The sequence below is a fragment of the Mesorhizobium sp. B3-1-7 genome (assembly GCF_006439385.1).
GTDB lineage: Bacteria > Pseudomonadota > Alphaproteobacteria > Rhizobiales > Rhizobiaceae > Mesorhizobium.
Genome location: NZ_VFTL01000021.1, coordinates 1 through 20452, shown reverse-complemented (window position 1 = coordinate 20452; position 20452 = coordinate 1). Strand labels below are relative to the sequence as shown.

The following is a 20452-nucleotide window of genomic DNA, read 5'->3' as shown; positions in this document are numbered from 1 at the left end:
CCAGAAGCGCCGCCGGGCCTTCACTGCGCTTGCGAGCCGGTGCCGCCGTCGGCGATGATGCGGATCGATCGCCGCTGTCCGGTTTGGATTCGGATGGCGGCCAGGCACTCACTCGATTCATGACCCCAGTTCTGCCCCTTGCAGGCGAAGTCGATCCCCGATCGGGGAACGATGCGCGGGCCTTTGTCGGTGGTGTTCACGACAAGCAAATCCGGATCATGCACGGTTGAAGGGAGTACGAGGCCTGATACCAAGCCGACGACAACGAGGATCAGGCAGCAACCGGATGCGATCAGGGCGGCAGTCGCCACCGGATGCATGGCAATCCACCCTGAGAACCCCGCCAGCGGCCGCAAGGAGCGGCTGTCCGTTGCATTCATCTGACTCAATCCACGCTTTACTTGCCGGTGTCGAAGCGCGCGAAGGCCTGTTGCACGCGCCGTCGACAGTCGGCTCGGACCACGTTCTATCGTGGCTCACGAAAGCGGAGCCATCCGGCGAAGGTCATGACCGACGGTGACAGAAGTCATGTGCCGCCGTAGGCGTCTCGATCCTCAGGTCAGGATCCACGCCACGGTCCTGCCGGCATCGGCCGGCACACCTCCGATTCCGGCGGACAGATGAGGCGAAATGGCACCGAGCGGCACATCCAGGATGTGCGCGATCGCCTTGAGGGTCCGGGTGGAGGCCGTCTTTCCGGAGCGCTCTATCTGCGACAGCATGCTCGGGGTTATTCCGGCTTGGGCGGCGAGTTGCCTTCCGCTCAGGCCGCGCAGGACCCTGACGGCGCGAACCGGGTTCTCGCCTGCCGCGATCCTGTCGAGGACGCGCTTGGGCAAAGGACTGTTGGGGGCAGGCTCGTCAAGCTCGCTCACACCCGCCATCGCGGTCCGCTTGAGTATGCGGAACTGGGATTCCGGCAGCACGACCATGCGCTCTTTCGAGCCTGGGTGCTTGATGAATTGGACGTTTAGCTTCATGGCGACCGGCGTTCGGGTTTGGCTTGCTGCGCGGCTCGAGACGGAGCCTCGATTACCTGAAAATAAAAAGCACGAAGATCAGAAATGAGATCGACAGGATCGCGGCTACGGACAGAAGCGCCAATATCTGAAAGCCGATCGGCAACTGCCGAAACCGTCTCCACGTCCACGGTTCCTTTTCCCAGTGCTGAAATCGCGGCAACCCCAGCTCCCTCGGTCTGAGCCCGTCGTGCCGGCGAACCGGACGAAGATCATCGTTTCAAACCACGTCGACAGGTTGCCGATGTCGACGACCTTCGACCTAGCCCCTTTGGCGGGGGCGTGACATCTGTCGAAAGTCAGGGGCGATGATGACGAAAGTCATATTCGTTTGCGGCCGGTTCGGGCTTACGTCAAAGTGGACTGCCGCGCCCTGCGGCTGTTTTTGCGAGAACGAATGATCGATATCGGCACAGAATTACTGCCGGCCGCGCAAGCGGAAGTCATCGGGCTTGCTGTTTTGCGGGCCGACAGGACAGTTCAGCAAAAAGTGGGGCGCCTGGTCGAGTGGCTCCCCGCCCTTGGAGCGGACTGCTGCCTGTGCACGCTCCTGGTCGGGATGGAGGCCGAGATGGCGGCCTTGTCCGAGGGACGCCGCGATCTGATCGCCTTGTCGGGCGTGCGGGCCGAATTGCCGGGGCTGGACCGTCCCGTCACCGCGGTCATCCTGTGGAATGGCGATCGATCGCACTACGTCGTGATCGCGATGCCCGACTTCACGGCGCGCCAGGCCGAGATCATGTTCGAAAGCGAGCGGCGCGCCCGACGCTTGATGGAACAGCAGCTCGAAGCCGCCAATTCCGAGGTGCGCTTCGCCTCGCTCGCCCGCACCCGCCTTCGCCTGGCGCGCGACCTCCACGACACGCTCGTGCATTCGATCGTCGCGTTGCTGACGCAAATCCGGCTGACCAGGCATTTCCTGGCGACCGATCCAGCCCGTGTTTCAGACGGGCTCGCAATTGCCGAGGAAGCCGCGATAACCGGCTTGGCGCGGGCGCGCGACGCCATCGCCCGGCTCAGGATGCCCGACGACCTCGAACCGGGTTCGGATGTCGAGAAGATGCTGTCGGACTTCGCGCAGCAGACCGGCATCGAGGTCTCCACGCAAATCGCTGACGGAGCCCGCCCCGGGCTGCAGGATCACGAGACGACGGTTCGGCGCATCGTCGGCGAAGCGTTGCGCAACGTCGAGGCGCATGCGAAGGCGCGACGGGTCCGGTTCGACGCGGCCGTGGAAAGAACCGAAGCTGGCGCAAACCTCATCGTCGATGTCCGCGACGACGGACGCGGCTTTGACGGGACCGTCCCCAAACAGGGACATTTCGGGCTGATTGGAATGGCCGAATTCGCCGAGCTCGCGGGGGGGCAATGCGCGGTGGAAAGCGCGCCGGGGGCGGGCACGCTGGTTCGGACATCCCTTCCCCTGACCGTGTCGGCAACGAACGACCGGTCCGGCATCGTGGGTGCGTAGAAAGTTGGGGGTGTAGCAAGATGACCGATCCGCGCCTGACATCCGAAAGGATACGCGTGCTGATCGCCGAGGATCAGACATTGATCCGGGAAGGCCTTGCCACGCTGCTTGCCCAGCAAAACGACGATTTCGAAATTGTCGGCGCCGCGGCCGACGGCGAGCAGGCGATCGAGTTCGCGCGCCGTTACCGCCCGGACGTCGTCCTGATGGATCTGCAAATGCCGCGCGCCGACGGCGTCACGGCAACCCAGCGTATCCTGCGCGAATTTCCAGGAACCGGCATCGTGGTCCTGACCACGTTCGAGACCAACGACCTGATTTTCGAGGCTGTCAGCGCCGGAGCCAAGGCATATCTGCTGAAGGACTCGAGGATCGACCAGATTGCGGCGACGATCCGGACCGTGGCGAACGGCCAATCCGCGCTTTCACCCGGTGTCGCCGCGAAAATTCTCGAGGAATTCAAGCGATTGCGTCCGCGCCACGCCCCGGCGAGCCCGCCGTTGCGTGGCGACCTCACCGCGCGCGAGAACGAAATCCTCAAACTGATCGTCGAAGGCAAGAGCAATGGCGAAATCGGCGCCCAACTGCATTTGGCCGAAGGTACGATAAAGAACTACGTCAGCACGATCCTCGAAAAGTGCGGCGCCAAGAACCGGACCGAACTGGCCATAAAAACGATAGGCTGAACGGCCGTTCGGTGCGCCGCGACCTTTGGGTTTCTCCCACCGGACCTGCCGGGCGATCGAACGCGCAAAAAGGCCCGCGGCTCCGAGGTTTTTGCGGGGAAGCCACGGGCAGTCTTGTTGCCCGAGTTCCTGCTCTTGGCGGCAGGTCGAGGGAGGCCGCGGTCGGCGCCTCAGCAGTGCCTGGCGGTCACGTCCTTGCCTGATCGCGCACTTCGATTTCGCGAAGCGCCAGCGTGGTCAGAACCATCTCGGGGCTGCCGATCGACGGTCTCGGTGCAAGCAGGGATACGAGCGCGTCGAGCTGCCGGCTTCCATTTCGGCCAACTGGGCTTTGACGGTCCGCATGGTGTCGTCGAGCCTCGTGAGCAATTCCGCACCGATCTTCATTGTTTGAAGCCTTGCCCATGGTTCGCGCGGGCAGGCGGAACGCTGTGCCGGGATTTCCGCTGGTCGGCCGCGAAGGCTCGCGGATCGAGAATCGACGCAAGGCTACGCAGGCGTCCGAGGCGGCCGGGCCTGACCCGGCCGCCTCGGACGATCCCGCTATTTTCTCGCGAGCAGGTCGCGGATTTCGGTCAGCAACTGTACGTCGGCCGGCGGCGGCGCAGCGGCAGGCGCGGGCTTTTCGCGCTCCAGACGCTTGCGCATATTGTTCGCGGCCTTGACCATAAGGAAGATGATGAAGGCAAGGATCAGGAAGTTCAGCACCACGGTGATGAAGCTGCCATAGGCGAAGACCGCGCCCTCTTTCTTGGCATCGACCAGCGCTGTCGAATGAACGTTCGAGGACAGCCCGAAGAAGTAATTGTTGAAGTCCAGCCCGCCGAAGATCGCGCCGATGATCGGCATGATGATGTCGTTGACGAGCGAATCGACGATCTTGGAGAAGGCGGCGCCGATGATGACACCGACGGCCAAGTCCATCACATTGCCCTTGGAAATGAATTCCTGAAATTCTTTGAGCATCCCCATCTCCTCTTAGCCCATTTGCCTGTTTGCGCCGTCAGGCGAAGGCGTTCTCGCGCCTGAAATGCTTGACGAGCAGGTAGTAGAAGACCGGGCGGTGTTTGTTGCGGTTGGTGCGGCCGTACTGGTCGATGACCCTGGCGAGCCCCGCGTCCAGGCCGGCATCGGCCGTCAGCCCCAGTCTTTTGATGAGAAAGTTTTTCTTGACCCGTTCCAGCTCCTCCTTGTCCGAGGCCGAAACGGTGGATGCATCCTTGTCGTAGATCGCCGGACCGCAGCCCTTCGTCACCTTCGTCAAGAGATCCAAATCCGCCGTAAGGCCGCATTTGACCCTCAGGTCCGCCGCATATTTGCTGATCAGTTCGTCCTGCTTGCTCACACGCTTGCCCTCTCGTTTTCGGCTGGACAGCGACACCGCTGTCGCGTCGCGCGGCGTGGTTGCCGCAAAGCTATGTCTGGATGACCGCTGCCCGTAAGTTTCAACCGCTGCGCGTCGCGAGCACCCCATCGGGGCTCGCCTGGTCGACCGCGGCCGGAAGATGTTGCGCCAGGGCGGCGGCCACCTGATCCAGCGGAATCCCGAACTGGCTCGCCAGTTGCTGAAGACGCTGGTCGCCAAGCGCCGCCTTGATCTCGTCGGGCGCGATCGGAAGATTTGCGGCATTGGTGCTCAGCCAGGATTGGACACGGTCGCCGAGACCCGACTTCTGCAGCATGGCAAGCACACCTTGATAACCGCCGACGCTGGTCAGCGCATCGGCCAGGAGTGACGAGCCTCCGCCCTGCTGTTCGCCTTGCAAGGCACTTTGTAGACTGTCCAAAAATCCCATCTGGAAACCTCCCGTCGAAAAATCACGTCCGCCGCAGCGCAGCTGCTCAGGCGTGCTGATCTAGGCCGTTTCAAGGGGTTGCGGCACCTGACGAAGGTCAGGACCGGAGATGACGAAAGTCATATTCGGCAGCAGCCGGATCGCCCTCGAACCGGGCATCGCTCCTGGCAAGGCGGCTCCGCGTCTTTCCCGGTGCAGGGGTTGCTCGGCCTGCATTCGATTGAGCTCGGATTCGATTCAGCCCCGAAGGGCGACTGGCGTGCGAGCAGTCATTGCGATAGGTGACGATTGATAGGGCGGCACAATTGCCACGCTCGACGCGAGATAGCTCCCACAAAGGCAATAAGTCGATTGCCTGTCACACGAATTAGGATTTGATATAACGGTCGTCACCGTATTAGTGAGCGTGAGAACCGAGGAAAGAACATGAAAGCCGCCGAGCAAGCCGCAAAAGCCGCGGATGGAGCCGCATCCGCGAACGGATCCGAAGCCAAAATCCATGCCGAGGCGACGATCGACCAGGTTCGCAATCTCCTGTTCGGAGGCGCGCAGCGGTCGCTCGAAAGCAACCTTGCCGAGCTGCGCGAGGAGATGCAGGCCACCATCAAGCAGCTCCAGGCGGACTTTGCCAAGGAGCTCGCGACGCTCCAGGCGCACGTCCTGGAACTGGAGCGGGAAACCGAACAGAAGCGGCTCGCCTCGCAAAGGGATATCGGCGCCGCGATTTCGGACCTTGGAGCAACCATCAGCGGGCTAGGGTCCGGGCGCGCGGGAAAGTAGCATGACGTCCGCCGCCGGCCAGAACCGTGAGATCGAGCAGCTTAGAAAACTGCTCTTTCAAACGGAGGCGGCGCGTCTCGAGGCGCTGGGCGCGGATGTCGCCCTGCTTCAGCAATATATCGGCAGCCCCGACCGTCTGGAAACGGCGACGGCCGACATATTGGTCGCCGCGCTGGAGCGCGCCGAAGTCGTTCGGCCGCGCGAGCTGGCGAACGTCATCGCGCCATCGGTGGTTTCAGCGATCCGCAGCGAGATCAGGAACTCGCGCGACCTCATGGTCGATGCGCTCTACCCGATCACGGGCAGGCTGGTCAGCGCGGCCGTGGCGAACGCTTTCAAGGAACTCGTCGCGCGGCTGGAGCAGCGCCTCAACGCCCTGACATCGACGGAGCTGTGGATCGGGCGCGTCAAGTCGCTGGCGACCGGCCGGCCGATCAGCGAGTTCGTTCTGGCAAACGCCAGTCCGCCGCGCGTCAACCGGCTGCTGATGATCGAACGCGGCAACGGTCGCCTCGTCGCGGACTGGAAGCGCGAAGAGACCTCCGACGAGCGGGCCGACCTGCTGAGCGCGATGGTCGCGGCGATCCTGGAATTTTCCGTCCAGGCCCTGGCAGGAGAAGGCAATCTGCAGCAGCTCGACTTCGGCGGACGCGAGATCGTGCTTCGCGCTTCGCCCCGGTTTATCCTGGCCGCGGAATGCATCGGCCCGCTTCGCCCCGCCGACAATGACAGGATCAATTCGCTTTTCTTCGACACGATCGAGAACATGGATCGCGGCCTCGACTGCGACGCCGCCATGCTGGCGTCGCTGGCCGCCTCCATCGAAGCCGCTCCCGCCGCGGAGCGTAAACCGCGTCGGGGCGGAAAGGTCGTCCTGTTCGTGCTCGCGGCTCTCGTCGCCGCCGGGCTGGCATGGCTGGCGAGCGTCTATTTGACCCGCACGATGCTGGAGCGGCGCGCCAATGATGCGCTCCAGGAACTGGCCGGCAAGGAACCGCTGCTGGAATCTTTCCCGTTGCGCCTGGATTTCGACCACCGCAATCGCAGCGTCTCGGTCTCCGGCATCGAGCCAAGCCAGGTGCAGACGGCTCCGCTGATCGACGCGCTGGCCAAGGCCGCAGTGCCCTATCGGGTCGTCGGCCGGATCGGCGTCGTGCCGGGCACGGAGCAGGTGGCGGCGCTCAACGCCGACATCGACGCCCTGCGGCAATCGGTGACCGGCCTCCAGGCCGGCATCGACGAAAACCGCCGGACGATCGCCGAACTGCGGCAATCTCTTGCCGGCTTGCAGAAGTCCGCCGGCGAGACCGGCGAAGCGGTTGCCGGCCAGAAGCAGTCCCTCGCGGGCTTGCAGGCCCGCATCGACCAGACGCGCGGGCCAAGCGAAGAAGAGCTGCGATCCCTTGCCGGCCTGCGGGCGGGCATTGATGAAACACGCGCAGCGCTCGCCGAGGAAACAAGATCCAGGAACCAGCAATACGACGCCATGCGCTCGATGGTCGACAGCCCGGCCGAACGCCTCGATCGCTTCATGGCCTCGACGGCAATCTTCTTTGGCACAGGCGACGCCTTCGCCGACGACAAGGAGGCTGGGCAGCAGATTGCCAATCTTGCCGGGCTTCTCGCCGGCAACGATCTGAGAATCCGTGTCGTAGGGCACGCGGACGATACCGGAACGGATGTCGCCAACCGGATGGTTGCCCGCAAGAGGGCCGACCAGGTGGTGCGAAGATTGACCTCGCTCGGGATCGAGCCGTCGCGATTGTTTGTGGTTTCGCGCTCGTCATCGCTGCCGATTTCCGACGTGCCGAGCGAAGGCAACCGCCGCGTCACCTTCGAAAACGTGTTCCGCGCCGAGCGCCCTCAATGATGCTCAGCGCAAAGGTCATGCTGCTTGGCGACATGGGTGTGGGCAAGACATCCATCATGTACCGTCTCGTGCACGATCGTTTTGACGGCGAATACAAATCGACGCTCGGCGTCGAGGTGCTGAGCTACGATGTTCCGGCCGATCCGGTTCGCGGCGGCGACACGGCGCGGCTTGTGCTGTGGGACACCGACGGCGATTTCGGGACGCGTATTTTCGACACCGTCTACGTTACCGGCGCGTCGGCCGCGATCGTCGTGTCGGACGTGACGCGCCCGCAAACCGTGACGCGCATGGTCGAGCTGGTCCGCAGCTTCGAGGCGAGATTTCCAGGCAGGCCATACCGGGCCCTTGTGAACAAGATCGATCTCGCCGAGGCCCCCGGCAGCGCCGAAGAGATCGGCCAGCTGCCGCGATCGAGCGTCAAGTTCGTGAGCGCCAAGAACGGCGAGGGAATCGTCGATGCCTTTGCCGAACTCGCCGAAACGATACGGCGTCGGCAGTTTTAGTTCGGCAAAAAATTCGGCTTGTTTGATTGTCTTGGTACGCCCAAGGGGAATCGAACCCCTGTTCCCGCCGTGAGAGGGCGGTGTCCTGACCGCTAGACGATGGGCGCGCTCAAGAACCGGCTACATAGGCTGGCGGCCGGGAAAAAGCAACCGAGCAGATTCCGGAAAAGTGTCGTACGGTTTTCCGACAAGAATCTGCGACAAAACAAAAGTCCTAAGCGGAGCATTCATTGGCTTGCCGATGAGTGCTCTGCTTAGGGTTTCGACCGCTTCGCGCGCTTTGCCGGCCGCCACCGGTCAGACCTGCCGTTTCGGCTCGATCAGGTCCCAGAGATTGCCGTAGAGATCGGAAAAGACGGCCACCGTGCCGTAGGCCTCGAAGCGCGGCGCCTCGCGGAATTCGACACCCTTTGCGAGCATCGCCCGATGGTCGCGGGAAAAATCGTCGGTCTCGAGAAACAGGAAGACGCGGCCGCCGGTCTGGTTGCCGATGCGGCTTTCCTGCTCTTCGCCGGATGCTTCCGCCAAGAGCAGCCGCGCCCCATGGCCCTTCGCCGGCGCGACGGTGACCCAGCGCTTGCCGCCCCCGAGGTCGACATCCTCGCTCAGCATGAAGCCGAGCCGCTCGACATACCAGGCGACCGCCTCGTCGTAATTGCCGACGACGAGCGCGACGGTCGCGACGCTGCGGCGTTCGGCAAAGCCGCTCATTTGTTACGAATCGAGAACTGGCCGACGATGCGGCGTTCGGCGATGTCGTAGACGAAGATCGAACGGCTGCCGTCGGCAAGCTCGGCATCGATCGACAGGCGGTTGCCGGAGAGCGACTGGCTGATCACCTTGGCGCCGACGGGCAGCACAACGTCGCCCGACAGCGGCGCGCCGGCCGGAGCCTGGACATCGGCGGCGGGAGCCGGTCCGGCCACCGGCGCGTTGCGGGCTTTGTAGACAAGCGCCCCGATCACCACCATAAGGGCGAGGAACAGTAGGCCGAGATTGACGATCATGAAGCGGACGAGCTTGCGGCGCACGTTCTCGGCCGCGGGGTCGAGCGGCTTTTCCTCATCTTCTTCGGCGATTGGCCGGGCCATGGCTAGACAATCCGCAACGGTTTTCGATGAGCGCTCATAACGAAGAGACCCCGATATTGATAGAGGACGAATTGGCGGACGAGGAATCGGCTGCCGGCGAAGCCGTCGTGCTGGAAACCGGCGCCGACGCCGCCGGCCAGCGTCTCGACCAGTGGCTTGCCGCCCGGCTCGGGCCGGAGCTCTCGCGTAGCCGCGTGCAGGCGCTGATCAAACAGGGCGCGGTCTCCATCGCCGGCAGGCAGCTGCTGGAAGCCAAGCGCAAGCTGATGGCCGGTGAGCGGATCGAAATTCTGGTGCCCGCGCCGGAGCCGGCCGAGCCGCAAGGCGAGGACATTCCCCTCGACATCCTCTACGAGGACGACGAGCTGATCGTCATCAACAAACCTGCGGGGCTGGTCGTCCACCCCGGCGCCGGCAACTGGACCGGCACGCTGGTCAACGCGCTGATCCATCATTGCGGCGACAGCCTGTCCGGCATAGGCGGCGTCAGGCGGCCGGGCATCGTCCATCGCCTCGACAAGGAAACCAGCGGCGTCATGGTCGTGGCCAAGACCGACCGCGCGCATAAAGCGCTGTCGGAGGCCTTTGCCGACCACGGCCGCACCGGCGATCTCGAACGCGCCTATCTGGCGCTGGTCTGGGGCATTCCGCAACGGCCGACGGGCACCGTCGACGCCGCGCTCGGCCGCGCCGCCGATCGCATCCGCCGCGCGGTGGTGCCGGAAAGCCGTGACGATGCCCGCCATGCCGTCACCCATTTCAGCGTCGTCGAGCGCTTCGGCGAAGGACAGCAGGCTTTCGCCACCGCAAGCCTGGTCGAATGCCGGCTGGAGACCGGTCGCACCCACCAGATCCGCGTCCACATGGCCCATATCGGCCATCCGGTGATCGGCGACCCGGATTACGGGCAGGCCTTCCGCACCAAGGCCAACCGGCTGCCCGAACCCTTGAAAGCCAAGGTCAGCGCCTTTCCCCGGCAGGCCCTGCATGCCTGGCTCCTTGAATTCCGGCACCCGACTACCCATCTATCGATGAGGTTCGAGGCGCCAATACCAAGGGACATGGAGGAATTGGTCGGCGGCTTCCGCAAGCTCTGAAACCTGCCATTAAGACGCTTCAAACCGACCATCAAAAAACCTGACTGGCGTTGTTCACTTCAGCGTGACACACTGTTTCGTGTTGAACAAATGCTGTCTTTTCTGGTTTTGTTCCTATATACACAGGTTGTCGCGGATGAGCCTTTGGCATCCGTGACGAATGCCCGCCGCTTTTCGGGGGCATCCACTCCAAAGAGAGAGGGGCGCTATCATGGCCCAATCATTACCCAGTATCGTTTCCGGTGAAGGCGGTCTCGCCCGTTACCTGGAAGAAATCCGCCGCTTTCCGATGCTTCAGCCGCAGGAAGAGTACATGCTCGCGAAACGCTACGCCGAGCATCAGGACACCACGGCTGCCCACAAGCTCGTCACCAGCCATTTGCGGCTCGTCGCCAAGATCGCCATGGGCTATCGCGGCTACGGCCTGCCGATCGGCGAGGTGATCTCGGAAGGCAATGTCGGCCTCATGCAGGCCGTTAAGAAATTCGAACCGGAGCGTGGTTTCCGGCTCGCCACCTATGCCATGTGGTGGATCAAGGCCTCGATCCAGGAATACATCCTGCGCTCGTGGAGCCTGGTCAAGATGGGCACCACCGCCAACCAGAAGCGTCTATTCTTCAACCTGCGCAAGGTGAAGGGCAAGATCCAGGCGCTCGACGATGGCGACTTGAAGCCCGACCAGATCGCCGAGATCGCCACCCGCCTCAACGTTTCCGAGGCGGAAGTGGTATCTATGAACCGCCGCCTGTCGGGCGACGCTTCGCTCAACGCCCCGATCCGGGCGAGCGAGGGCGAGTCCGGCGAATGGCAGGACTGGCTGGTCGACGACCACGAAAGCCAGGAAGAGATGCTGATCGAGCAGGACGAGCTGGAAAATCGGCGCTCCATGCTGTCGGGCGCTCTGTCCGTGCTCAACGACCGCGAGCGGCGCATCTTCGAGGCGCGTCGCCTCGCCGAAGAGCCGCTGACCCTGGAAGAGCTGTCGGCCGAGTTCGACATCAGCCGCGAGCGCGTGCGCCAGATCGAGGTGCGCGCCTTCGAGAAGGTGCAGGACGCGGTCAAGGCCGCCGCCAAGCGCCAGATCCAGGCGCTGCGCACCATCGAGGCGCAGCCGGCGGCGTAAAGCCACCGCGCATTGAGCAGCAAAACGGCGGCGCCAAAATCTGGCGCCGCCGTTTTTATTTGGCGAAAGCGGTGGCGCGCCCCTTTCTCCCAGTCGCTATGCGAGGAGAACTGCCGGTTCACCCTCCGCAGCCGCAGCGGAGGATGGCAGCAATCAGGGGCAGCGCCGAGGCTGCGAGGTTGTTAACTCAGAACAAACAATCGGACCGGGGAGCAGGCGCGCGCTCATCTTCGACCGCCGCGCCGCCCCTCATCCGCCCTTCGGGCACCTTCTCCCCGTTTAAACGGGGAGAAGGAAAAAGGCTCATCACGCCGAAGGCTGCTTCGTCTTGCGCAAATACGGCAGCACCGTCTCGTACGCCCCGAAGCGCTTGATCGCGTCCTCATTGGAGACGGCGGCGGTGATGATGACGTCGTCGCCCTGTTTCCAGTTGGCTGGCGTCGCCACCTGGTGCTTGGCCGTCAGCTGGATGGAATCGATGACGCGCAGGATCTCGTCGAAGTTGCGGCCCGTGGTCATCGGGTAGGTCAGCGCCAGCTTGATCTTCTTGTCCGGGCCGATGACGTAGACCGAGCGCACGGTGGCGTTGTCGGCCGGCGTGCGGCCCTCAGAGCTGTCGCCGGCGCCCGCCGGCAGCATTTCATAGAGCTTGGCGACGTGCAGGTCTTTGTCGCCGATCAGCGGATAGTTCACCGTCTGGCCGGTAGCGGTCTTGATGTCGGCCTGCCATTTCTCGTGGCTCGACACCGGATCGACGGAAATGCCGATGATCTTGACGTTGCGCTTTTTGAAATCGCCTTCCAAGCCGGCCATGGTGCCGAGCTCGGTGGTGCAGACCGGGGTGAAGTTCTTCGGATGGCTGAACAGCACCGCCCAGCCGTCGCCGATCCAGTCGTGGAACTTGATGGTGCCCTGCGTAGTCTCGGCCGTGAAATCCGGCGCGATATCGTTGATACGAAGACTCATGACCTATCCCTACCCTTTTTTGTGAAACCGCCGGCGCACCCCCTTTCGGCGGTGGCCGGACGTTAGTTCTAGCACCATGAAGGTAGGGTTCAAACGCCGGGAGTAGGAAGCTTGCCCATGGCAGGCGAAAATTTTTCGCCGTCGCCCGCAATTGGAGGCAGGATTTTCGATTTACCGCTGGCGCCGGGCGCTCAGGCTTTCTTTAGCGCGAGCGTCGCCGCGAGATCTTCCATGCGCTGCGCAAGCGCGCCGAGCGCGGTTGTGAGCACGCTGTCGCTCTTGTCGGCCTTGGTCAGCGCCTCGTCACGCGTCTTGCGCAAGGTCAGCACTTCGCTCTCCATGCCCTTGACGCGCTTGGTGAGCTCCGAAAGTTCGTCCATCACCATGATGCCGGCCATGACGGTAAGCCGCTGGTCGCCGATCTCGCCGAAGGAATCCTTCAGATGCGAGACATAGCGGTCGAAGCGCTCGGCAAGGTCGATCAGGTGCTCTTCCTGGCCCTCGTCGCAGGCCATGCGATACTGTTTGCCGTCGATGGAAACGGTGACCTGTGCCATTGCCTTACCTGTCCAGAACCGCGCGGATGGTTTCCATGGCGGTCACCAGCCGCCGCGACACTTCCTTGTTGGCATCTTCAAGACGCTCGGCGCGCGCTTCGGAATTGTCGAGCTCCTGCGCCAGGCGCGAACGGTCGGCGTTCATGCGCTGCACCTCGGCCTCGGCTTCCGAATAATCGCGCTCATGCTCGAGCTTCGCCGCCACGGCGTTTTCCAGCCCTTCCATGGCCTTGCCCAGCCTGGCGATGACTTCCTTGAGGGTCGTTTCCCCGGTCATGGCCTCGTCCTATGCCCTGCCCATCACCGAATCGCGCGCGTTCAGAATGCGTTACCTCGGAAAGATTAGGCACCGGGTGAAGGGCGCGTCAACAAAGCTCTCGCGACTGTCCCCCGCTATCGCTAATGTAAGGCGCTCGATGCCATCACAAGCCCGGCAAAATCCGCCCCGATTTGTTGACTAAAAGGCCGTGCCTGCTATGTGTCCCGGCATCCTTTTCCAAGGGTTCTCCCAAGCTCCAACCCACTTCCGGAGGAAGCATGACGTCGCGTGAACAACATGATCGGATGGCCAACGCGATCCGTTTCCTTTCCATGGATGCCGTCGAGAAGGCGAACTCCGGTCACCCCGGCCTGCCGATGGGCTGCGCCGACATCGCCACAGTGCTGTTCAGCCGTTTCCTGAAATTCGACGCCAAGGCGCCGCACTGGGCCGACCGCGACCGCTTCATCCTCTCCGCCGGCCACGGCTCGATGCTGCTCTATTCGCTCCTCTACCTCACCGGCTATGAGGACATGACGATCGACCAGATCAAGAATTTCCGCCAGCTCGGCTCCAAGACCGCCGGCCACCCGGAATACGGCCATGCCGCCGGCATCGAGACCACTACCGGCCCGCTCGGCCAGGGCCTGGCCAATTCGGTCGGCTTCGCGCTCGGCGAGCGCATCATGAACGCAGCCTTCGGCAACGACCTCGTCAACCATTATACCTATGTGCTGGCTGGGGACGGTTGCCTGATGGAAGGCGTCTCCCACGAAGCCATCGCGCTGGCCGGGCATCTGAAGCTCAACAAGCTGATCGTCTTCTGGGACAACAACAACATCTCGATCGACGGCCCGGTCTCGCTCGCCGACAACACCGACCAGGTCGCCCGCTTCCAGGCGTCCGGCTGGAACGCCAGCCACATCGACGGCACAGATCCCGAAGCGATCGCCTACGCCATCGAGGCGGCGCGCCATTCCGACAAGCCGACGATGATCGCCTGCAAGACCACCATCGGCTTCGGCGCGCCGACCAAGGCAGGCACCAACAAGGCGCATGGCTCGCCGCTGGGCGCGGATGAAATCGCCGGCGCGCGCAAATTCTTCAACTGGGACTCGCCGCCCTTCGAGATTCCGGCCGACATCCTCGACGCCTGGCGCGCCGTGGGTAAAAACAGCACCAAGGCACGCACCGACTGGGAAGGCCGTCTGGCCAAGGCCGAGCCGAAGCTGAAGGCCGAGTTCGAGCGCCGCCTTGCCGGCAACCTGCCGTCGAACTTCGATGCCGTCATCGCCGATTACAAGAAAAAGCTGTCGGCCGACAAGCCGAAGGTCGCCACCCGCAAGTCGTCGGAAATGGCGCTGGAAGTCATCAACGGCGCCGTGCCGGAGACCATCGGCGGCTCGGCCGACTTGACCGGCTCCAACAACACCAAGACCAGCCAGACCAAGAACATCACGCCCGACGATTACGGCCAGCGCTATGTCCACTACGGCATCCGCGAGCACGGCATGGCGGCGGCGATCAACGGCCTGACGCTGCATGGCGGCCTGATCGCCTATGGCGGCACCTTCCTGTGCTTCTCCGACTATGCCCGCCCCTCGATGCGCCTTGCCTCGCTGATGGGCATCCGCTCGATCTTCGTCATGACGCATGACTCGATCGGCCTTGGCGAGGACGGCCCGACCCACCAGCCGGTCGAGCATCTGGCGGCGCTGCGCGCCATCCCGAACCACAATGTCTTCCGTCCGGCCGACGCGGTCGAAACCGCCGAATGCTGGCAGATCGCGCTGGAATCCGAAAAGACGCCGTCGACCCTGGCGCTGACCCGCCAGAACCTGCCGACCGTGCGCACCGAACACTCGGCGAAGAACCTCTCCAGCCAGGGCGCCTACGAGCTGGCTGCCGCCAGCGGCGAGGCCGTGGTGACGATCTTCGCCACCGGCTCCGAGGTCGAGATCGCCCTCGGTGCGCGTGACCTGCTCGAAAAGCATGGCCATCCGACCCGCGTCGTCTCGGTGCCCTGCTTCGAGCTGTTCGACCAGCAGAGCGACGATTACCGCAAGAAGACGATCGGCAACGCCAAGGTGAAGGTCGCCATCGAAGCCGGCATCCGCCAGGGCTGGGACCACCTGATCGGCACCGACGGCATCTTCGTCGGCATGCATGGCTTCGGAGCCTCGGGCACGATCGAACAGCTCTATCCGCATTTCGGCATCACCGCCGATGCCGCGGCCAAGGCGGTCGAAGCCCGTCTGCACGGCAAGTAGGAATTGCCTCGGGCCTGGCAACACCGATTGGCGGTTTTGCCGGGCTGGACCAACCTAATCGATTTAAATGCGACGTTCTGCGGCTGGATTCTTGTGCCTTCCGCCGTTATGAAACTGCGGACCCATCCGCTTTCCAGCCCCCAAGGGAGAGAACAATGACCGTCAGAGTTGCCATCAACGGATTTGGCCGCATCGGCCGCAACATCCTGCGCGCCATCCACGAATCCGGCCGCAAGGACATCGACGTGGTCGCAGTCAACGATCTCGGCCCGGTCGAGACCAACGCGCACCTGCTCCGCTATGACAGCGTGCATGGCCGCTTCCCGCATGAGGTTTCGGTCGACGGCGACCAGATCTCGGTCGGCAAGGAGACGTTCAAGGTCACCGCGATCAAGGATCCGACCCAGCTGCCGTGGAAGGAGCTCGGCGTCGACATCGCGCTCGAATGCACGGGCATCTTCACCGCCCGCGACAAGGCCGCCGCGCACCTGACCGCCGGCGCCAAGCGCGTCATCGTCTCGGCCCCGGCCGAAGGCGCCGATCTCACGGTCGTCTACGGCATCAACCACGACAAGCTGACCAAGGACCACATCGTCATCTCGAACGCGTCCTGCACCACCAACTGCCTGGCGCCGCTGGCGGCCGTGCTGCACGAGACCGTCGGCATCGAGAAGGGCATGATGACGACGATCCACTCCTATACCGGCGACCAGCCGACGCTGGACACCATGCACAAGGACCTCTACCGCGCCCGCGCCGCGGCGCTCTCGCAGATCCCGACCTCGACCGGCGCCGCCAAGGCGATCGGCCTCGTTCTGCCCGACCTCAAGGGCAAGCTCGACGGCATCTCGATCCGCGTGCCGACCCCGAACGTCTCGGTCGTCGACCTCAAGTTCATCGCCAAGCGCTCGACCACGCCACAGGAGATCAACGAGGCGCTGATCGCCGCCTCGAAGGGCAAGCTGAAGGGTGTTCTGTCCGTCACCCATCACCCGAACGTGTCGATCGACTTCAACCACGACCCGCATTCCTCGATCGTCGCGCTCGACCAGACCAAGGTGATGGACGGCAACTTCGTTTCGGTCCTGTCCTGGTACGACAACGAATGGGGCTTCTCGAACCGCATGGGCGACACCGCCGTCGCCTTCGGCAAGACCATCGCCTGATCGTAGCCTTGCTCCGCAGTTTGAAACGCCCGGCCTCGGCCGGGCGTTTTTTATTGGCCGGCTGAGCCAAAAACCACGCCGTTGCCTTGCACTGGTCATGCCTTCGCCCCACTCTCTGTTAAAGCGACAGATAGAGGGATTTGGAGGGGCAATAGCGGATGGAGCATGCGATCTATCTCGTGACGCTGGTCGGCACGGCGCTCATTGTCGCCGCAGCGTTTTCGAGCCTGATCGCCTTCCGCTTCGGCGCTCCCTTGCTGCTGCTCTTCCTCTGCATCGGACTTGCCACCGGCGTCGACGGCCTCGGCATCGAATTCGACAATGCGCGGCTGGCTTATTTTGCCGGCTCACTGGCCTTGGCGATCATCCTGTTCGATTCCGGTTTCGGCACACCGCTCAACGCGCTCAGGCAGGCAGCCGGGCCCGCGCTGTCGCTGGCCACGATCGGCGTTATCCTGACCACAGCCATCTTCAGCGCCGCCGCTTCCTATGTTCTCAAACTCAGCTGGCTGGAATCCTCCCTGCTCGGCGCCGCCGTCGCCTCCACCGACGCGGCCGCCGTGTTCTTCCTGCTGCGCGCCGGCGAAATCCATTTGCGCGAGCGCGTGCGCGCCACGCTCGAGGTGGAATCCGGCACCAACGATCCGATCGCCATCTTCCTCACCATCACCCTGGTCGAGATCATCGCCGCGCATGCCAACCCGGAAGCCAATGTGCTGGCCACCAACCTTTTGCTCGGCTTCCTCGCCAATATGGGGCTCGGCGCCGTCATCGGCGTGCTCGGCGGCTTCGGCATCGTGCGTCTTGTCGAGCGGCTGAACCTCGACCACGGCCTGCTGCCGATCTTCGTGCTGACGCTGTCGCTGATGGTGTTCGCGGCGGCCGGCGCCATCGGCGGCTCGGGCTTCCTCGCCGTCTACCTTGCCGGGCTGATCGCCGGCAATTCCGATATCCGCGCGGTCACTATTCTGAAGCGTTTCCAGGACGGCATGTCGTGGCTGGCGCAGATCATCATGTTCCTGATCCTTGGCCTGTTCGCCACACCCTCGCAGTTCTCGGCGATCCTGGTGCCGGCGATCCTGCTCGGCCTGTTCCTGATCTTCGTGGCGCGGCCCTTGGCCGTCTGGCTCTGCCTGATCCCGTTCCGGCTGCCGCGCCCCGAGGTCGCCTTCGTCTCCTGGGTCGGCCTGCGCGGCGCGGTCTCGATCCTGCTCGCCATCACGCCGCTGCTCGGCGGCCTCGAGCATGGGCGCCTGATCTTCAACGCCGCCTTCATCATCGTGCTCGTGTCGCTGGTGGTGCAGGGCTGGACGGTCGGTCCGCTGGCGCGGCGTCTCGGCCTGATCGTGCCGGCCCGTCTCGGGCCGCTGGACAAGGTGGAGCTCGAATTGCCGGGCTCGGCCCATCATGAGCTGCTCGCCTACCGCGTCGCGCCCGGCAGCCCGGTGGCGCGGGGCGAGCGCATCCCGCGCTGGGCAAGGCCCTCGCTGGTGCTGCGCGACGGGCGCTCGATGCGCTTCCAGGACATGGGGCGGCTGGCGGCCGGCGATCAGGTCTACATCTTCGTGCCGGACCGCTACCCGCGCCTGCTCGACAAGCTTTTTGCCAGCCGCGCCGTGGTCGAACCCGAGGATGCCGACTTCTTCGGCGCCTTTGCAGTCGATCCTGCCCGCTCGGCCGCGGAGCTGGAAGCCGCCTACGGACCAGGCCTGACCGAAGCGGAACAGAAGCTTACCGTCGCCGCGCTGGTATCGGAGCGGCTCGGCGGCCATCCCGAATATGCCGACCGCGTGGTGATCGGCCCGATCGAGCTGATCGTGCGCGATGTCGATGAGAAAGGCCGGATCGCCGGCCTTGGCTTGTCTTTCGAGCCGACCGCGCCGGTCGCGCGCGTGCCGGTGTTCATGAGCGCCGGCGAGATCGGCGACCGCATCGCCGCGCTCGTCCGCAACTGGCGCAGGCCGGCGGAAAAGCAGGCGGCCGACGACGTGCCGATCGGCACCGTGGCGCCCGAGCCGGACGGGCGGAAGGCAACCGGCGAAGGCTGATATCTCACGCCGATATCATTTTTGCGCGCGCGCCATCGACGCGACCCTTGCATCGTCCTTCGCGCCGGGTAAGGTCGCCGCGTTTTCGCTAAAAAGGAACAACCATGGCCGGCTTCAAGACACTCGACGATATCGGCGCCGTCAGCGGCAAGCGCGTGCTTGTGCGCGTCGACCTCAACGTTCCCGTCACCGACGGCAAGGTGACCGACGCCACCCGCATCGAGCGCATAGCGCCGACCATCGCCGAGCTCTCGAAAAAGGGCGCCAAGGTCATCCTGCTTGCGCATTTCGGCCGCCCCAAGGACGGCCCATCGGCCGAATTCTCGCTCGAGCCGATCGCCAGGGCCACGGCTGAGGTTCTCGGCCATCCGGTCGGCTTTGCCGCCGACTGCGTCGGCGACAAGGCGGCGGATGCAGTCGCGGCGATGAAGGACGGCGACGTCCTGCTGTTCGAAAACACCCGCTTCTACAAGGCCGAGGAGAAGAACGAACCGGCCTTCACCGAAAAGCTCGCCGCCAATGGCGACATCTATGTCAACGACGCCTTTTCCGCCGCGCACCGCGCGCATGCCTCGACCGAAGGCCTGGCGCGTCATTTGCCGGCCTATGCCGGCCGCACCATGCAAGCCGAGCTCGACGCGCTGGAAAAGGGCCTTGGCGATCCGGCACGGCCAGTGGTGGCCATCGTCGGCGGCGCCAAGGTTTCGACCAAGATCGACCTGTTGATGAACCTCGTGAAGAAGGTCGACGCGCTGGTGATCGGCGGCGGCATGGCCAACACGTTCCTGGCCGCGCGCGGCACCGATGTCGGCAAGTCGCTCTGCGAGCATGACCTTGCCGGCACCGCCAAGCAGATCATGATCGAGGCGGCGGAAGCCGGCTGCGCCATCATCCTGCCCGCCGACGGCGTCGTGGCCAAGGAATTCAAGGCGGGCGCGTCCAGCGAGACCGTCGCCATCTCGGACGTGCCGGCCGACGGCATGATCCTCGATGTCGGCGCAAAGACCGTACAAAGCGTCAACGACTGGATCGACCGCGCCGCCACGCTGGTCTGGAACGGCCCGCTCGGCGCTTTCGAGATCGAGCCCTTCGACCGCGCCACGGTGGCCGCGGCAAAGCATGCGGCAGCCCGCACCAAGGCGGGCAAGCTTGTCTCGGTCGCCGGCGGCGGCGATACGGTGGCGGCACTCAACCATGCCGGCGTCGCCGACGACTTCACCTATGTCTCGACCGCCGGCGGCGCCTTCCTCGAATGGATGGAAGGCAAGCCGCTGCCCGGCGTCGAGGTGTTGAAGCGGTAAACAGTCAGAGACCAGGCAAAGCCCGCGCGGCTTTCAATCGATTCTAGCTTTCCGGTGTCATTCCTTTGGCGGTAGTCTTCTGCTAGCGCGGAACAAACGCAGCGTAGGAGAGCACCATGAGCGAACGTCTCGAAGATATCGCCGCCGCTATCGTGGCCGATGGCAAAGGCCTTTTGGCCGCCGATGAAAGCTCCGGCACCATCAAGAAGCGCTTCGACGTCATCGGCGTCGAATCGACCGCCGACAACCGGCGCGACTACCGCGAGATGATGTTCCGCGCCAAGGAGGCGATGACGAAGTACATCTCCGGCGTCATCCTCTATGACGAGACCATCCGCCAGAAGGCTGCCGACGGCACCCCGCTGGTCGATATCATCAAGGCGGCAGGCGCCATCCCGGGCATCAAGGTCGACCTCGGCGCCAAGCCTCTGGCCGGCTTTCCTGGC

At 63.9% G+C, this 20452-nt stretch carries 22 protein-coding genes and 1 tRNA gene; 12 read left to right on the top strand and 11 right to left on the bottom strand.

The window, feature by feature from the left end:
- Window positions 1–20 precede the first annotated feature (20 nt).
- Together FJ417_RS18205 and FJ417_RS18200 are read right to left on the bottom strand one after the other, a co-directional pair.
- A complete protein-coding gene (locus FJ417_RS18205; protein ID WP_140784438.1) occupies window positions 21–380 on the bottom strand; it encodes a hypothetical protein in 360 nt (119 codons plus the stop codon).
- A gap of 174 nt (window positions 381–554) precedes the next feature.
- Window positions 555–932 (bottom strand): helix-turn-helix transcriptional regulator, encoded by a 378-nt coding sequence (locus FJ417_RS18200; RefSeq protein WP_181167149.1) that lies wholly within the window; start codon window positions 930–932, stop codon window positions 555–557.
- A 484-nt stretch (window positions 933–1416) separates the two neighbouring features.
- Here FJ417_RS18200 and FJ417_RS18195 point away from each other — a divergent pair, with 484 nt between their 5' ends.
- Together FJ417_RS18195 and FJ417_RS18190 are read left to right on the top strand one after the other, a co-directional pair.
- Window positions 1417–2490, top strand: coding sequence for a histidine kinase (locus tag FJ417_RS18195; RefSeq protein ID WP_140784436.1), 1074 nt, complete (start codon window positions 1417–1419; stop codon window positions 2488–2490).
- Window positions 2491–2546: 56 nt separating this feature from the next.
- Window positions 2547–3176, top strand: a complete 630-nt coding sequence (locus tag FJ417_RS18190) for a response regulator transcription factor (protein ID WP_246687488.1) — start codon at window positions 2547–2549, stop codon at window positions 3174–3176.
- 543 nt (window positions 3177–3719) lie between these two features.
- Here the strand turns inward: FJ417_RS18190 and mscL are convergent.
- The 3 genes from mscL to FJ417_RS18175 form a co-directional block, all read right to left on the bottom strand.
- The gene (mscL, locus tag FJ417_RS18185) at window positions 3720–4142 is read right to left on the bottom strand and encodes a large conductance mechanosensitive channel protein MscL (RefSeq protein ID WP_140784435.1); all 423 of its coding nucleotides are present in this window, start codon (window positions 4140–4142) and stop codon (window positions 3720–3722) included.
- Between the two features lie 37 nt (window positions 4143–4179).
- Window positions 4180–4521, bottom strand: coding sequence for a DUF2853 family protein (locus FJ417_RS18180; RefSeq protein ID WP_140647912.1), 342 nt, complete (start codon window positions 4519–4521; stop codon window positions 4180–4182).
- A 100-nt stretch (window positions 4522–4621) separates the two neighbouring features.
- Window positions 4622–4972: a YidB family protein gene (locus FJ417_RS18175; RefSeq protein ID WP_140784434.1), complete on the bottom strand. Its 351-nt coding sequence runs from the start codon at window positions 4970–4972 to the stop codon at window positions 4622–4624.
- Window positions 4973–5398: 426 nt separating this feature from the next.
- Between FJ417_RS18175 and FJ417_RS18170 the strand changes: the two genes are divergently transcribed.
- The 3 genes from FJ417_RS18170 to FJ417_RS18160 are packed head-to-tail and all read left to right on the top strand — an operon-like array spanning window position 5399 to window position 8128.
- Window positions 5399–5752, top strand: a complete 354-nt coding sequence (locus FJ417_RS18170; protein WP_140784433.1) for a hypothetical protein — start codon at window positions 5399–5401, stop codon at window positions 5750–5752.
- A 1-nt stretch (window position 5753) separates the two neighbouring features.
- Window positions 5754–7622 carry an OmpA family protein gene (locus tag FJ417_RS18165; RefSeq protein WP_140784432.1) on the top strand — a complete coding sequence of 623 codons (1869 nt, stop codon included), beginning with the start codon at window positions 5754–5756 and terminating at the stop codon, window positions 7620–7622.
- Window positions 7619–8128 carry a GTP-binding protein gene (locus FJ417_RS18160; RefSeq protein WP_246677382.1) on the top strand — a complete coding sequence of 170 codons (510 nt, stop codon included), beginning with the start codon at window positions 7619–7621 and terminating at the stop codon, window positions 8126–8128. The genes FJ417_RS18165 and FJ417_RS18160 overlap by 4 nt, the downstream gene beginning before the upstream one ends.
- Window positions 8129–8160: 32 nt before the next feature.
- Here FJ417_RS18160 and FJ417_RS18155 read toward each other — a convergent pair.
- From FJ417_RS18155 to FJ417_RS18145, 3 genes are all read right to left on the bottom strand, one after another.
- Window positions 8161–8235 (bottom strand) — tRNA-Glu (locus FJ417_RS18155).
- 190 nt (window positions 8236–8425) lie between these two features.
- Window positions 8426–8839, bottom strand: a complete 414-nt coding sequence (locus tag FJ417_RS18150; RefSeq protein WP_140784431.1) for a VOC family protein — start codon at window positions 8837–8839, stop codon at window positions 8426–8428.
- On the bottom strand, window positions 8836–9219 hold the full coding sequence (locus tag FJ417_RS18145) for a fimbrial protein (protein WP_140784430.1): 384 nt from the start codon (window positions 9217–9219) through the stop codon (window positions 8836–8838). Before FJ417_RS18145 ends, FJ417_RS18150 begins: the two co-directional genes overlap by 4 nt.
- A 26-nt stretch (window positions 9220–9245) precedes the next feature.
- Between FJ417_RS18145 and FJ417_RS18140 the strand changes: the two genes are divergently transcribed.
- Together FJ417_RS18140 and rpoH are read left to right on the top strand one after the other, a co-directional pair.
- Complete coding sequence (locus FJ417_RS18140) at window positions 9246–10316, top strand: RluA family pseudouridine synthase (RefSeq protein WP_140784429.1); 1071 nt, start codon at window positions 9246–9248, stop codon at window positions 10314–10316.
- A 211-nt stretch (window positions 10317–10527) separates the two neighbouring features.
- A complete protein-coding gene (gene rpoH, locus FJ417_RS18135) occupies window positions 10528–11439 on the top strand; it encodes an RNA polymerase sigma factor RpoH (protein WP_140647889.1) in 912 nt (303 codons plus the stop codon).
- A 306-nt stretch (window positions 11440–11745) separates the two neighbouring features.
- Here rpoH and FJ417_RS18130 read toward each other — a convergent pair whose 3' ends face one another.
- The 3 genes from FJ417_RS18130 to FJ417_RS18120 all read right to left on the bottom strand — a co-directional run bounded on the left by FJ417_RS18130 (window position 11746) and on the right by FJ417_RS18120 (window position 13239).
- Window positions 11746–12405 (bottom strand): peroxiredoxin, encoded by a 660-nt coding sequence (locus FJ417_RS18130; RefSeq protein WP_140647888.1) that lies wholly within the window; start codon window positions 12403–12405, stop codon window positions 11746–11748.
- Window positions 12406–12596: 191 nt separating this feature from the next.
- A complete protein-coding gene (locus tag FJ417_RS18125; RefSeq protein WP_140647887.1) occupies window positions 12597–12962 on the bottom strand; it encodes a cell division protein ZapA in 366 nt (121 codons plus the stop codon).
- A gap of 4 nt (window positions 12963–12966) precedes the next feature.
- Entirely contained in the window at window positions 12967–13239 is a 273-nt protein-coding gene (locus FJ417_RS18120; protein ID WP_023763725.1) for a DUF4164 domain-containing protein, read from the bottom strand.
- A gap of 260 nt (window positions 13240–13499) precedes the next feature.
- Between FJ417_RS18120 and tkt the strand changes: the two genes are divergently transcribed.
- The 5 genes from tkt to FJ417_RS18095 form a co-directional block, all read left to right on the top strand.
- Window positions 13500–15491, top strand: a complete 1992-nt coding sequence (gene tkt / locus FJ417_RS18115; RefSeq protein WP_140784428.1) for a transketolase — start codon at window positions 13500–13502, stop codon at window positions 15489–15491.
- Between the two features lie 155 nt (window positions 15492–15646).
- A complete protein-coding gene (gene gap, locus FJ417_RS18110) occupies window positions 15647–16657 on the top strand; it encodes a type I glyceraldehyde-3-phosphate dehydrogenase (protein ID WP_140704687.1) in 1011 nt (336 codons plus the stop codon).
- A 158-nt stretch (window positions 16658–16815) separates the two neighbouring features.
- Entirely contained in the window at window positions 16816–18705 is a 1890-nt protein-coding gene (locus FJ417_RS18105; protein ID WP_246687487.1) for a potassium/proton antiporter, read from the top strand.
- A gap of 104 nt (window positions 18706–18809) precedes the next feature.
- Entirely contained in the window at window positions 18810–20006 is a 1197-nt protein-coding gene (locus FJ417_RS18100; RefSeq protein ID WP_140784427.1) for a phosphoglycerate kinase, read from the top strand.
- Between the two features lie 116 nt (window positions 20007–20122).
- Window positions 20123–20452 (top strand): class I fructose-bisphosphate aldolase (locus FJ417_RS18095; protein ID WP_140784426.1); only part of this gene is annotated, 330 nt, incomplete at its 3' end.